The organism is Nonomuraea sp. NPDC049158 (genome assembly GCF_040648335.1).
Lineage (GTDB): Bacteria > Actinomycetota > Actinomycetes > Streptosporangiales > Streptosporangiaceae > Nonomuraea.
In genome coordinates this window covers 81,878-95,666 of record NZ_JBEZDM010000008.1, presented here as the reverse complement: position 1 = coordinate 95,666, position 13,789 = coordinate 81,878, and the positions used below count along the sequence as shown (strand labels likewise).

General features: G+C 71.3%; 11 protein-coding genes. 6 read left to right on the top strand and 5 right to left on the bottom strand.

All coding sequences use genetic code 11. The features are described from left to right. Positions 1-28: 28 nt before the first annotated feature. Both AB0B61_RS19385 and AB0B61_RS19380 read left to right on the top strand, forming a co-directional pair. Positions 29-1,258, top strand: coding sequence for a P1 family peptidase (locus AB0B61_RS19385; protein WP_358433291.1), 1,230 nt, complete (start codon positions 29-31; stop codon positions 1,256-1,258). A 1-nt stretch (position 1,259) separates the two neighbouring features. After that, entirely contained in the window at positions 1,260-2,708 is a 1,449-nt protein-coding gene (locus AB0B61_RS19380) for an aldehyde dehydrogenase family protein (RefSeq protein WP_358433289.1), read from the top strand. Between the two features lie 41 nt (positions 2,709-2,749). Here AB0B61_RS19380 and AB0B61_RS19375 read toward each other — a convergent pair whose 3' ends face one another. Then, complete coding sequence (locus AB0B61_RS19375) at positions 2,750-3,040, bottom strand: antibiotic biosynthesis monooxygenase (RefSeq protein WP_358433287.1); 291 nt, start codon at positions 3,038-3,040, stop codon at positions 2,750-2,752. Positions 3,041-3,100: 60 nt separating this feature from the next. Here AB0B61_RS19375 and AB0B61_RS19370 point away from each other — a divergent pair, with 60 nt between their 5' ends. Next, positions 3,101-3,733, top strand: a complete 633-nt coding sequence (locus AB0B61_RS19370; protein WP_358433284.1) for a helix-turn-helix domain-containing protein — start codon at positions 3,101-3,103, stop codon at positions 3,731-3,733. Between the two features lie 93 nt (positions 3,734-3,826). Here AB0B61_RS19370 and AB0B61_RS19365 read toward each other — a convergent pair whose 3' ends face one another. Next, entirely contained in the window at positions 3,827-4,594 is a 768-nt protein-coding gene (locus AB0B61_RS19365; protein WP_358433281.1) for an SDR family NAD(P)-dependent oxidoreductase, read from the bottom strand. A 130-nt stretch (positions 4,595-4,724) separates the two neighbouring features. Between AB0B61_RS19365 and AB0B61_RS19360 the strand changes: the two genes are divergently transcribed. Next, on the top strand, positions 4,725-5,378 hold the full coding sequence (locus tag AB0B61_RS19360; RefSeq protein ID WP_358433278.1) for a hypothetical protein: 654 nt from the start codon (positions 4,725-4,727) through the stop codon (positions 5,376-5,378). After that, entirely contained in the window at positions 5,275-5,571 is a 297-nt protein-coding gene (locus tag AB0B61_RS19355; protein WP_358433275.1) for a hypothetical protein, read from the top strand. The genes AB0B61_RS19360 and AB0B61_RS19355 overlap by 104 nt, the downstream gene beginning before the upstream one ends. Here the strand turns inward: AB0B61_RS19355 and AB0B61_RS19350 are convergent. The 3 genes from AB0B61_RS19350 to AB0B61_RS19340 all read right to left on the bottom strand — a co-directional run bounded on the left by AB0B61_RS19350 (position 5,544) and on the right by AB0B61_RS19340 (position 9,269). Beyond that, positions 5,544-6,851, bottom strand: a complete 1,308-nt coding sequence (locus AB0B61_RS19350) for an aspartyl protease family protein (RefSeq protein ID WP_358433272.1) — start codon at positions 6,849-6,851, stop codon at positions 5,544-5,546. The genes AB0B61_RS19355 and AB0B61_RS19350 overlap by 28 nt on opposite strands. Before the next feature lie 343 nt (positions 6,852-7,194). After that, the gene (locus tag AB0B61_RS19345; protein ID WP_358433270.1) at positions 7,195-8,601 is read right to left on the bottom strand and encodes an APC family permease; all 1,407 of its coding nucleotides are present in this window, start codon (positions 8,599-8,601) and stop codon (positions 7,195-7,197) included. A 119-nt stretch (positions 8,602-8,720) separates the two neighbouring features. After that, on the bottom strand, positions 8,721-9,269 hold the full coding sequence (locus AB0B61_RS19340) for a GNAT family N-acetyltransferase (protein ID WP_358433267.1): 549 nt from the start codon (positions 9,267-9,269) through the stop codon (positions 8,721-8,723). Between the two features lie 548 nt (positions 9,270-9,817). On the opposite strand from AB0B61_RS19340, the gene AB0B61_RS19335 reads away from it, so the two are divergent. Beyond that, positions 9,818-13,789 carry a hypothetical protein gene (locus tag AB0B61_RS19335; RefSeq protein ID WP_358433265.1) on the top strand — a complete coding sequence of 1,324 codons (3,972 nt, stop codon included), beginning with the start codon at positions 9,818-9,820 and terminating at the stop codon, positions 13,787-13,789.

Below are 13,789 nucleotides of genomic sequence, written 5' to 3'. Positions count from 1 at the left end.
GGCTGCCGGGGCTCAGCCGAGCGTTGTCATGACGGCCGGGGCGACGAACTCGCTGGTGGACGTCGCCGGGCTGCGGGTCGGGCACGCGCAGCGGGTGGGCGGCGGTTATCGCACGGGGACCACCGTCGTGCTCGCGCCGCCCGGCGGCATGGTGGCCGGGGTGGACGTGCGGGGAGCCGCGCCGGGCACCCGGGAGACCGAACTCCTCGACCCGCGCAACCTGGTCGAGCGGGTGCACGCCATCGTCCTGACGGGCGGCAGCGCGTACGGGCTCAGCGCGGCCTGCGGGGTCATGGACCGGCTGGCGGACGCGGGGATCGGCTTCCCGGTGGAGGGCGGTGTGGTGCCGATCGTGCCCGCCGCCGTCATCTACGACCTGGGCCGTGGCGGCGCGTTCCGAGCCGTCCCGGACGGCTCACTGGGCGCCGAGGCGTACGACGCCGCCGCCCACTCCCACGGCCCGGACCCATGGACGTGCGGGTCGGTCGGAGCGGGCACCGGCGCCGTGGCGGGCGGGCTGGCCGGCGGCATCGGCACGGCCAGCGTCGTCCTGCCCTCCGGGGTCACCGTGGCCGCGATGGCGGTCGTCAACGCCGTCGGGTCCGTCCTGGACCCCACCGGCGGACGGCTGTCCGGCACCCGTTACGGGCTGCCCGGCGAGTTCGACCACCTCCGCGAGCCGGTCGAGGACGAGGTGGCGGCCTGGCCGGGCGCCACGGTGACGTCGTTCAACACGACGATCGGCGTGGTGGCCACCGATCTGACGCTCACCAAGGCACAGTGCGGCAAACTGGCCGGTGTGGCGCACGACGGGCTGGCCCGGGCGATCAGACCCGCCCACACCATGGTCGACGGCGACACCATCTTCGGCCTCTCCACCTGCGCCCTCCCCTTCCCCTTCCTCGGGACCACGACGCCGGGCAACCCCGAACCCGGCACCGTGGGCTTCGAAGGCGCTCCCGGGAGCTCCCGGGGCATTGAGGGCGCGGCCGGGAGCAGCCGGGGTTCCGAGGGCGCGGCCGGGAGCAGCCGGGGTTTCGAAGGCGCCGCTGGAAGCAGCCGGGGTCCTGAAGGCGCTGCCGGGCCGGTGCCTGTGGGTGCCGGGCGGAACGCGCCCGGTGCCGCGGGGCTGCATGACGTGCTGGCCGCCGGGGCTGATGTCTTCAGCCGGGCCGTAGCGCACGCCATGCTCGCCGCCACCGGCCGTGACGGCGCGCCCGCGTATCGAGACGTGTTTCCAAGCGCTTGGGGGAAGTAGCGTGACATTTCAGGACTGGCCGGGGAACTGGTCCAGAGACTGGCCTGGCGGGCTGCCCGTGGGTGACGGGTGGGTCGAGGTCGAGGACACCGCCGACGTGGTCTTCCCGTACGACGGCTCGGTGGTGACGGCCGCCCCCGTCGGCACCGCCGCGCTGGCCCGGCAGGCCGTCGAGGCCGCGCTGGCGGCCGCCCCCGCCATGGCCGCGCTCCCCTCGCACGCCCGCCGCGCCGCGCTCATGGCCGCCCATGACGCCCTCGCCGCACGGCGTACGGAGTTCGAGCGCCTGCTCGTACTCGAGACCGGGAAGCCGCTGGTCGACTGCCAGGTCGAGGTGGCGCGGACGCTCGTCACGCTCCTCACCGCCGCCGAGGAGGTGGCCCGGCTGCACGGCGAGACCGTGCCGCTGGACCTGCTGCCGTCGGGGGAGGGGCTGATCGGGTTCTGGACGCGGCGGCCGATCGGGGTGGTGGTCGGGATCACCGGCTTCAACTACCCGCTGCTGCTGGCCGCGCACAAGATCGCCCCGGCGGTGGCGGCGGGCTGCCCGGTGATCGTCAAGCCCGCGCCCGCGACGCCGTTGGCGACGCTCTGGCTCGTTCATCTCCTTCGCGAGTCGGGCGCGCTGCCTCCCGCCGGGGTACAGCTCGTCACCGGCGACGTCCAGGTGGGCCGGACGCTGGTCGAGGACCGGCGGATCGGGGCCGTGTCGTTCACCGGCTCGGCGGCGGCCGGGCACGCCATCGCGAAGAGCGCGGCGCCCACCAAGGTACTGCTGGAGCTGGGCTCGAACGCCGCCCTCGTGGTGGCGGCCGACGCCGACCTGGAGGCCGCCGCCGCGGCGGTGGTGCGGGGCGGCTACTACGCCTCCGGGCAGGCGTGCATCTCGGTGCAGCGGGTGCTGGTGGAGGAGCCGGCGCGCGAGGAGTTCCTGTCGCTGCTGGCCGGACGCATGAAGGACGTGGTCGTGGGCGACCCCCGCGACCCGCGGACCCGGGTGGCGCCACTGATCGACCCAGCCGCGACCGAACGGGTGCTGGGCTGGGTACACGACTCGGGCGCGACGCTCGTCACCGGCGGCGGGCTCGACGGGCGGGCCATCGCGCCCACCGTGCTCGCCGACGTGCCCGACGGGGCCGCCGCCTGGGACGAGGAGATCTTCGGCCCGGTGGTGTGCGTACGCTCGGTGCCCGGCCTGGACGCCGCGTTCACCGCCGTCAACGCCTCGAGGTACGGCCTGCACGCCGCGGTGTTCACCCGCTCGCTGGCCACGGCCTTCGCCGCGATCGACCGGATCGAGGCGGGTGGCGTGGTGGTCAACGAGGTGCCGGGCTTCCGGGCGGACAACATGCCCTATGGCGGCGTCAAGGACTCGGGCGCCGGGAGAGAGGGTCCCCGGTTCGCGATCGAGGAGCTCACGGTCACCCGGATGGCGATCATTCGCCCTTGAGGGACGTAGAGATCCTCGGCATCGCGATGTCGGGACAGGGGTCAGAGTTCGTCGAGGATCTCGATGTCGTCCGCGGTGACCTCGCGGGCCACCCCGAACGCCGCTGTGGCCGCGGCGGTGCCGGGTAGTGCCTGGCGGGCCGCTCGCAGGCTGGCGGCCGAGTCCCAACGCCAGACGCCGACCCACGTCTCGTCGTCGAGGCGGCCGAGGCGTGCCTCGGTGAGGCCGGGGAGAGTATCCCTGACTGCGGAGACCAGGGTCGCGTGCCGAGCTCGAACCTGGTCGGCCTCGGCGGGATCGGCCTGGAAACGGGTGACGCTGATGACTGACATGGCTGGACCATTTCTCTAGAGTTGACTTCTAGCGACTGAATCTAGAGATAGACTCTAGCCATGAGCGATGTCAAGCGGCCGAACAAACGGGCGGAGAAGGCGAAGGAGACGCGCCAGCGCATCCGCACGGCGGCGTTGGAGCTGTTCGTGCAGGACGGATACGGTGCGACGAATCTGCAGGACGTCGCCGACAGGGCCGGGGTCGCGGTGCAGACGATCTACTTCGTCTTCGGCAACAAACGCGCCCTGCTGAAGGAACTTGTCGACGTGACGATCGCGGGTGATGACGAGCCGGTGGCCACGATGGACCGGCCCTGGTACACAGCGGCGTTGGCCGCCGACACGGCCCAGGACACGCTGCGCGCCTACGTCGCGGGCGCGACCGCGGTCCTGGAGCGGATCGCGCCGATCGGCAAGGTGCTGGAGGCGGCGGTCGCGAGCGACCCCGAGGTCGCGGCCCTGTGGCCGCACGACGTCGACCCGCGGTACGTCGTCCAGCAAGGGGCGGCCAAGGCGCTGACCGGCAAGCCGGGCGCACGGGCGGACCTGCCGGTGGAGGAGATCGCCGATGTGCTGTACGGGCTGCTCAGCCCGGAGCTGTACCTGCTGTTCGTCCAGGAGCGCGGCTGGTCACGTGAGCGCTGGGAGAGCTGGATCGGCGAGACCTTGCGCAGCCGACTCTGCCAGCCCTGACCTGGCGACGGACGGCCCTGACTTGGTGGTGCCGGTCCTGGCCGGGTGATGCGGGCCCCGCCCTGGTGATGCCGACCCCAGGGCGCTGGCCGCTCAGTTGGGTGGGTCGAAGCGTCCGTCTACAGCGGTCCAGCCGCCGTCCACGTACAGGACGGAGCCGGTGACGAAGCTCGCCGCGTCGCTCGCCAGGTAGACCACGGCGCCCGCCATCTCCTCCGCCTGCGCCCACCGGCCGAGCGCGCTCTTGGCGGCGTACGCGTCGTACCAGGAGGGATTGTCCTTGATCTGCCGGGTCAGCGGCGTCTCGACCACGCCCGGCGCGACCGCGTTGACCCGCACGCCGGACGGGCCGAACTCGGCGGCGGCGGTGCGCAGCAACTGCACCAGCCCCGCCTTGGTGGCGGAGTAGACGCCCTGGCCGGGTTCGGTCACCGACGCCCTGATCGACGCGAACCCGATGATCGACCCGCGCCCGCGCTCCACCATCCCCGCGCCGAACGCGCGGACCACGTCGAAGGAGGATCGCAGGTTGAGGCGTACGACCCGCTCGAACTCCTCGCCGGAGTAGTCGAGCAGTCGCTTGCGCACGTTCGTGGCGGCGGTGAACACCAGCACGTCGGCGGGCGCTTCGGCGGCGAGGGCCCGTACGGCCGCCGCGTCGAGGACATCGACCCCGCGCGAGGCCGCCCCGCCGCACCGTTTAGCGGTCTCCTCGGCGGCGGCGGGGTCCAGGTCCGCGCAGACCACCTCGGCGCCGTGCGCGGCCAGCGCCAGCGCCGACTCCCGCCCGATCCCGCTTCCCGACCCGATCACCACGGCGCGCCGCCCATCCAGGCGGAACAACGCTTCGTATGCCGTCATGGCGGCCAGCCTAGCGACTGGTCTGACCAGTGCACCAGGTCTGCCCCTGAGATGGTGTCGGCGATTCCCAGGGACAGGTCAGGGGTGATCACCGATGATGCGGGCCGGGGCGGCGCGGCATCGTGGTGGCATGATCTCCACCGACACCCCTGCGCACAGCCCCACGCACAGCCTCATGAGCAGCGTCGCCAGGGCCTCCTTCACCGCCGGACCCGCCGCCTTCCTCGGTGGCTGGCTCCTCATGCGTCCCATCGGCGGCGATCTCGTGCCCGGTCCGTGGTGGACGGCCGCGCATGCCGTGTGGTTGCTCGGGTTCCTGCTGTTCGGCGTCATGGTGCTGGAGCTGCGGCGGATGGCGGCGCCCACGACCGGCGGGCAGAAGGCGGCCGTGTGGGCGGCGACGGGGGTGGCGCTGTTCAGCGTCGTGGCCAACGTGGCGCAGCTCGTCATCGACCTGGTGGCCGGGTTCACCTCGGCGGACGGGGCGGCGATGCGGGCGGTGTTCGACCAGGTGCAGGGGTATCCCGGGGTGGAGCTGGTCGTGTACTCGGTGGGCGCCCAGCTGTTCTTCGTGGCCCTGCTGGTGCTGGCCGGGATCATGGCGGTGCTGCACCGGGTCACCTCGCTCAGCGCCGTGGTCGTCGCGGCCGGGGTCGTGGTGCTGGCCGTGGCGATGCTCGGTGTCGGCCGTGACTCGGCGCTGGTCGCGGTGGGGATGGCCGTGCTGTGGCTGGGGGCGCTGCTGCTCGGCCGCGGACCCGGCACACCGGCGCTCAGCGCCTAGAAGACCACTGAAGATCTTGTGGGCCAAGGACCAGGGCGCGGAGCGCGTGGACGCGGCCGTCCTCATCCGCCCCGACGGGTACGTCGCCTGGGTCGCCCGGAGCGGTCGGACGGATCTGACGCGCTCCGGGCGGCCCTCACGACCTGGCTCGGCCCGGAGCGGTGATCAGGTGGCCTTGCCGCGGGCGAGGTAGAGCTTCATGTCGGTGAAGTCGACGGTGATGTTGTAGGGCTTCCAGAAGCAGTGGGAGAACCAGCCCATCGCGTCGAACCCCGTCCCGAACGGCCACGGCACGTTCATCGCCGAGTTCGGGTTCGTGTAGCAGTAGACCTCCTTGGCGACGGCGTCGCCGAGGCGGATCTCCTTCGGGTAGCAGGGGTAGACGACGGCCGGGTGGCTGCTGCCGAAGGTGCCGATCTCGCGGTCGTAGTCGGCGCGGATCCCCAGCTCCTCGCCTGTCTTCCCGCGCAGGCCGGCGGCGATCTCGCTGGTCCCGCCGAAGTTCACGCCCACCACCCCGGTGCGGGAGCCGGCGCTGCCGGTGAAGCTGCCCACGCTGTGCAGGTACTGCTCGCGGGCCAGCCACAGCGGCAGGGCCTTGGCGCCCGCGCGCGCCTTCCTGGCCGCTTCGGCGGTTCTGCGGCGCAGGATCAGCGACCGGCCCGCGTAGTCGAAGGTGGTCAGCAGGTGGTAGAAGACCCACGTGCCGATCAGCCCGTCGTTGTCGGTGTCGACGTCCTCGCCCGACTCCGTCGTCGACCAGCCCACGGGCACGTTGCGCAGCTCGATGCCGCCCAGCTTGAGGGATTCCAGCACGCCGTAGTACGCCCAGACGGTGCCGTTCTCGTACTCGATCTGCTGGCTGGCGACGGGGTTCAGCCCGGCCTCCTTGGCCACCGACCCCCGCAGGCTCAGACTCGGGGCGCCGGTATAGAACATGAAGCGTTTGGCCGGCCCGCCGTTGACCGAGCCCTCCACCAGCGGGATCGGGTCCATCTGCTGGATCGGCAGCCGCGCGGAGTCGCCGTGGATCTGGTACGCCTCGCCGCTGACCGCCGCGAACCACTTGGCGGAGCTGTCCTCGCCGGCCGCCTTCCAGTGCGGTGCGGAGAGGGCTAGTTTGTCCTGCCGGATGTAGCAGTCGCCCAGGTAGGAGTTGGTCTCCTTGTCGTCGGGGGCCAGCGTGAGGGCCAGCTTGAAGTACTTCTCGGCCTCGGGGAACCGGTTGGACAGCAGCGCCACGTAGCCGCGCTGCCGGGCCGCGTGCAGGTTCTTCGGGTCCGCTTTCAGAATCTCCTCGTACGCGCGGGCGGCCTGCTCGAACTTCCCGGCCTTGAACAGCGCGTCCGCGTCACCGCCGGCGGCCAGCGCCGTGGCCGCCCCGCCCAGCAGCGGGGCCGTCGCTGCCGCGCCGGCCAGCACCGCGGCGCCCCGCAACACCGAACGCCTGTCCCATCCTCCGTCGTCAGCCAACGCCGTCTCCCTTTCGTGATCACATCGCCGGAACGCCCTCCACTGTCGGCCATCGGTGTCCTCACCTCGTGCGCGCCGCGTCATGGTCGTGTCACGGCCGCGACCGGGCGGCCCGTTGTGATGGTGCGCGGTGACGGCGGGCAGTGGTCGCGCGCGAGCCGTTCAACCGTGGACTCCGGCTCGGCGGAGTTCGTGGTCGTCGACTGGAGCTGGGACAAGATCCTCAGTGGTCTTCTAGCTCCGTTTTCCGCAGGTGTGTGATCGTCAGCGGAGGTCTCGAGGGTCGGCGCCGGGGACGGACGGGCCTTCGATCTCTCAGCATGAGTTGTCCGACCGGTTCAGATCACGCGGACCGGTTCACGCTTTCCTTTTGCCGGACGTACCAGGTGACGATCCACAGGACCAGGCCGATCGCCAGCAGTACACCCGCGATCTGGTACTGGCCGGCCGGACGCCCGGAGGACCATGGCAGCACCAGGTAGAGGCACGTGAACGCGCCCACCACGGGCAGGATTCGGCCCGCCTTGAAGTGCTTCTCGGGCACCCGGTCCTTGCGCAGGACGAGCACGGACAGGTTGACGAGCGCGAACACCGCGAGCAGGAGCAGTGACGTCGTCCCGCCCAGCAGGGCCACGACCGGGCTCTCCGGGTCCAGCGAGACGAAGGTGATGAGACCGCCCGCGATGGCGGTGGTGAAAAGGATCGCCGCCTGCGGCGTGCGGCGCGTGGAGTGCACCTTCGACAGGAAGGCCGGCAGCACGCCCTGCCTGCCCATCCCGTAGAGCAGCCGGCTGGCCATCAGCATGTTGATCAGCGCCGAGTTGGCGACGGCGAACATCGAGATGAACGGCAGCAGGTCGGCGATCGGGAAGCCGGGGGCCGCGGTCTGCACCACCAGCGACAGCGGCGTCTCGCTGTCGGCGAGCTTTCCGACGGGGACCACGGCGACGGCGCAGATGGAGACGAGCACGTAGATCAGACCCGTGATCCCGAGACCGGTGAGCATCATGCGGGGGAAGATCCGGGCCGGGTTCTTCGTCTCCTCCGCCATGTTGACCGAGTCCTCGAACCCGACCATCGCGAAGAACGCCAGCGACGTGGCGGCGCTGACCGCCAGGAACACACTCTTGTCCTCGGGGGTCTCGAAGGCGACGACGCGGGAGAAGTCCGCGTGCCCGCCGGAGATGAAGTACAGGCTGATCACGATGACGAGCAGCAGTCCCGAGAGCTCGATCGCGGTGAGCACAACGTTGATCTTGACGCTCTCGCCGACGCCGCGCAGGTTGACCGCCAGGACCAGGAGCATGAAAGCCAGAGCGATCATAAGGATGACGCCGTTGCCGGCGTCGAGCCCGAATCCGGTGCTGAGGTTCGCGGCGAAGGCCCGCGAGGCGGCGGAGGCCGAGGTGATGCCGGAGCACATCACGGCGAAGCACACCATGAAGGTCAGGATGTGCGTGCCGAACGCCTTGTGCACGTAGAGCGCGGCTCCGGCGGCCTGCGGATATTTGGTGACCAGCTCCAGGTACGAGCACGCAGTGATCAACGCGACGAAGAAGGCGATGGCGAAGGGCAGCCAGGCGGCGCCACCCACCTCGCCCGCGACCTGGCCGGTCAGCGCGTAGATGCCGGTTCCGAGAATGTCGCCGATGATGAACAGCAGCAACAGCCCCGGGCCCATCACCTGCTTCAGGCTGGGCTGCTCGCCGCTGTTCGTCGCGAGATGGCCGGGTGGACTGGTATGTGCCACAGGGGGATTCCTTATCGTGCGGCCGCTGTAGTAGGTGATCACGTACCCCACCCGGCCCGCGGATACTCCGGCCCACGGCGGAGCCGGCGACGCCACGCTGGAGATGCCCCCATCACGGCCTAGCGCTTCGGGCGGGCCACCCAGTCTGATCTGAGCAGTTCGTACTCCACCTCGCCCTGATCGGATCCGTCGATGACGTCCGGCCAGTCCTGGAAGAACGTCCGTACGAAGCGCAGCCCGCACTTCTCCATCACCCGCCGGGAGCCGCGGTGCACCGACATCGCCAGGGCGAAGACCCGGCGGACGCCCAGCTCGGCGAACGCCTTGTCGATGAGGGCCAGTGAGCCCTCCGTGGCGTAGCCCTTGCCCCAGCACGACTTGCGCAGCCGGTAGCCCAGCTCGAGCTCGTCTTCGGGGCCGCCCTTCGGCGGCCGCAGGAGGAACCAGCCCAGGAACCCGCCTGTCTCCCGCTCGACGGCGGCGAAGAAGTGGCCGCTGCTGATGAAGATGGGCAGCGACTCGCCGACGATCACCTCGCGCGGGGTGGCCTTGCCGCCGTTGAGGTAGCGCATCACGTCGGGGTCGTTGTGCAGCTCGACGAGGTCGTCGGCGTCGGCCGCGGTGAAGCGGCGCAGGGTCAGGCGGTCGGTCTCCAGGTAGATGTGCACGCGCACACGCTAGCCACCGGGGCCGCGGCTCCTCGACCGATTTTTTCCGGCTACCGCGCCGTCCGAGCAGGGCTTCCCAAGCGGGCCGCCGGACTCGCCTGGGTCTCCATGGTCGTGCCTTCGGACGAGGACCTCGACCGCCCGTTCGCGGGCTGTGACGGCATCGCCTACGAGTTCGGAGAGGTCTTTCCTGGCCGGCTCGCCGAAGAGAGCGCGCCGTCCGGATAGAGCGTGAGCGTGTCGTCCCGAATACAGCGTGAGCTGCCGTCCTGGCCCTGGCCGCCGCTCGCGTTGTTCGTCAGCGTGCCCGAAAACCGACGGCAGCGTGCCCGAAAGCCGACAGCGCACGTTTTCCGGTTGTGCCAGAACATAAGTCCGGACATTTGCCGAGGTTGGGGTCCCATGTCGGATCCGATTTGACGGTGAGTGATGAAGTGTGGTCGTCTCGTGACTTATGTTTCTGATGGGTTGATTGAGACCGCTTCGGGGGTAACTGTTCCGTGCGGTATCCATGGCACGCCTTGGGGCGCGTGCTCGTTTCCGCTTCCATGATCAGCGCGACCCTGGTGGTCGTGCCTGTCACCGCGCACGCGGCAGCGCCGTCGTACGAGCGGCCGTACGGCAAACAGGTGGCCGAGCCCAAGATCCGCCCGGTGCCCGCCGTACGACAGCCGGCGCCCGCGGCCGTGAACGTGCCGATGGAGGCGTCGCTGGCCCGCAGGGACGCGGGCTCGGAGGCCGTCGGCCCGCAGGCGCCGGAGGTGACGACGCCCGCCGGACCCACGCTGGTCAACGAGATCACCGCCGAGGCGGCCAAGCGCGTCGGCGCGCGCCGGCCCGATCCCAAGCGGTTGCTGCCCGACACCGGTCAGGCGGCCACGCTGGCGGTGAAGAACCCGGTCGCCGGGCTGTTCGACCGGCTCGGGGCCCAGAAGGTCGTGTCCGCGCTGACCTACCGGCTCTGCGTGGAGAGCGAGGACGTACCGGTGTCCTGCTCGGTCACCCGCCCGGTGGGCGTGCCCGCCGCCGCCGACGTGACCGGGGACAGCATGCCCGACCTGGCCGCCGACCTGGTGCCCACGGCCAGTCCCAAGGACTCCTCCGTCGGGCTCGGCTTCGCGGTCAGGCGGCTGCCCGGCGCCGAGACGAACCTCAAGGCGCAGGTCTGGGCGGAGTACGACGGCCGGGTGTCGGTCGGTTTCGACGGGCTGCACCGGGGCGCGTCGCTGTCCGGCTCCGACTGGGGCACCTTCACCGTCGACCTCACGGGCAAGCGGGTGAAGGCGAGCGTCGAGCGAACCGATCCCGGCGCGTCGGCCGCGATCGTGGCCGGGCTGACCGGCCGCAGCGTGGTGAGCCTGCGCCAGACGCCCGCCACCGAGAAGCTCGCGGTCGACGTGGACCTCGACTCGACCACCCTGGACGTGACCAGCTCGGCCGCCGCCAGGCTGGACGCGCTGGCCGTCAGCGGAAGTCGCTACACCCAGGCGACGCTGGACAAGATGCCGACCAAGGCCAAGATCGGGCTGATCCGGGGCAAGGACGGCGCCCGGATCCGCTTCAGCAGCACGACCTCGATCCGCCGGGCCGAGCTGCACAACTACGTCTACGCCGACGGCGCCCTCGCCAGGGCGGCGAGCGTCGAGGTGCGCGGCGCCCCGCCGTCCATGACGGCCGCCTACACCGCCACGAACGGCAAGCAGATCCTGACCGTCGACTCGGGCCACCCGCGGGCCGGGTCGGCCAAGCTGCTCTACTTCGACCGGGCCGCCGCCAAGACCGTCCTGCGGGCCGAGCTCAGCGGGCTGCCCGCCAAGGTACGCCTGGTCAACGACCTGGCCGAGCACCGCGTGACGCACACCACCAGCTCGAAGATCGGCAGGTTCGCGGTCGTGCTGCAGCGCGACGGAGGCGCCGTCTCCAGCCCGCGCGGCAGCCACGTCACGATGATCAAAAACGGTGACGCCGTCGGCGTGTCCGGGCTGCTGACCGGTCTGTCCGGATTCGACGTCACGTACGGCGCCGCGCCCCACGCCCAGCTGGAGGTCGGCGCCAGCGGCCGGTCCTTCCTCGGCGCGGCCAGCATCGACGGCACCCGCCTGGCCAGGCTGGAGATCTCCAACACGCCCGCCAAGATAGACGTGACCCTCGACCCGGCCGCGCGCAAGGTCGTCTACCAGGCCAGCGGCGTGATCGACAAGATCAGGGCCGCCTACACCGACACCCGGTCGGGGCCCACGGTCGACGGCACCATCCAGGGCGTGCACGACGACGTCAAGGCCAGTTGGGAGCTGGGGGAGCGCTCGACGGTCGACATCGCCTCCTCCTCCACGCTGGGCAAGGTACGGATCTACGCCAACAAGGCGTACGTCACCAAGCCCCAGGGCGAGGACATCCAGGCCGAGGTGGCGGGGGTGCGCAAGCACGTCCAGCTGGTGGCCGACACCGCCGCCAAGACGCTGACCTGGACCTCGGACGGCCCGGTGCGCTCGGTCTCCGCGCTGGCCCGCGCGAACGTGGCGGGCCGCTACATCACCGCCGCCGCCGAGGTGACCGGCGTGCCCGCCCGCTTCGACGCGGCCTGGAGCGGCGCGGGCTACCGCTTCCGCGGGCTGTCGGGCCCGGTCGGCTCGGCGGCCGTGGCGTTCGCCAACCACGACGGCGCCAAGGCGCCCACCGGGCCGCACCTGTCGGCCCACTACGACGAGGCCACCGGCGACCTCGACGCGAGTGTGCGGGTCAAGGGCCTGCGCACGGTCGAGTTCAGCCCGGGGGACCAGGGCTTCACCGCCGACTTCAAGGCGGCCCGGCAGACCCTCGCCCTGGACACCGACGTCACCCGGGGCGACCTGCGCTTCGGCCTGCTCGGCAGGCTCGGCCCGCTGCCCGGCCGTCTGGCGGTCACGTCGGCCGGGGGCGCGCTCACGTACTCAGGGTCCCGGCTCGACGTGACGGCCCGCGCCTGGCTCGGCAAGGCGGGCGCGCTCAAGAACATGGCGGCCGCACCGGCCGTGCCCGGCGGCATCTCGCTGGTGGACGGCGGCTGCGTCGCCGGGTCCGCCGGTTGCGGGCAGGGCGCCTTCTGTACGGAGCGCGGCTGCTTCGGCGTCCAGGGCTACCTCGACGTGTCGGGCCTGCCGGACCAGGTCACGGTGGATCTGGCCAAGAAGGCGTTCACCTTCGCCGGATTCGCGCCCAAGCGCCGCTCGCTGGGCATCTACCTGGCCAGTACGATCCTGGCGCCGGTGCCGATCAAGGCGCGAGCCACGCTCACCGGACTGCCCTCCAAGATCACCAGCATGTCCGTCGGCCCGTTCGACGTGACGCAGGGCAACGCCGTACAGGCGAACTACCGGATCGAGCCCGCCGCGACGCTGGGCTCGCTCGACCTGCTGGCCGAGGCGGGGAACCTGCGGGGTCACGTGGCCATCGACCCGGTCCCGGCGGCTGTCGCCGTACAGGGCAGCTATGGCGCGCAGACCCGCATCCGCGTGACGAACTCCGCGGCCGTCAAGCGCCTCAGCGCGAAGGTCACCGTGGACGGGACGGGCACCGGCGAGCTGCGCTTCGGCGACGTGCCGGCCCGATTCGGCGTGGACGCGGACGCCTCCGGCGCGAACCTGCGGATGCCCACGCTCACCTACAAGGCGCTGGGCGGCGTCAACACGCTCGACGGCCACCTCGGCGTGGAAGGCGGGCTGATCGACCGGACGGGGCGGCTCGGCGACGTGTCGCTCGACGTCACCGACCTGGCCGCCGACACCACCGTGCGGCTGAACCCGGACCAGTCGCTCGACCTGGTGTCCCGGCCGGTGCCGACAGGACGGGTGCAGGTGCGCGGCGGGCTGACCGTCGACCCGGTCGCCCGGCAGCGCATCGCGGTCAGCAAGGAGATCCCGTACACCACCGGCTTCCTCTCCTACCAGGTCGGCGGCGAGTTCGGGCTCGGCAAGAGCACGATCAAGGACCTGTCGCTGGACATCCGCCGCATGGCGTGGCTGCGGATCAGACCGGGCAAGATCCCGTTCGGGATGAAGGCGCCGCCCGCGCTGGGCTACATCGCCCCCGGCTTCGAGGGGAACTACGGCCGCCTCGCCCTCGCCGCGAGCGGGGTCAGCCTGCGCCCCGACGTCAACGTGAACGTCAAGCTGAGCCGCAAGCTCGGCAACGACATCTTCCACGACACGGTCCGCATCGGCCCGGTGACCTCCCTCGCCCTGCGCCGCTACGACCAGCGGATGCGCCGCATCGGCGCCAAGCAGGCGATCAGCGCGGTGGGCGTGCAGCTGGCCTGCCTGACCGTCGACGCCAAACCGGGCTTCGCCGCCAACGGCACGAACTCGATCACGCTGCGCGGCGCGGACGGTCCGCAGATGGTGTCGCTGCTCGACCCCGGCGGCCAGGTGCCCGACTACGCGGTGGACCTGCTGACGCACTTCATGTCGCCGTTCCCCGGCGCCGAGTGGAAGGTGGCGGGGACCAGGGTCGGACATTGCGCCACGGGCAGCCCCAAGGCCTGA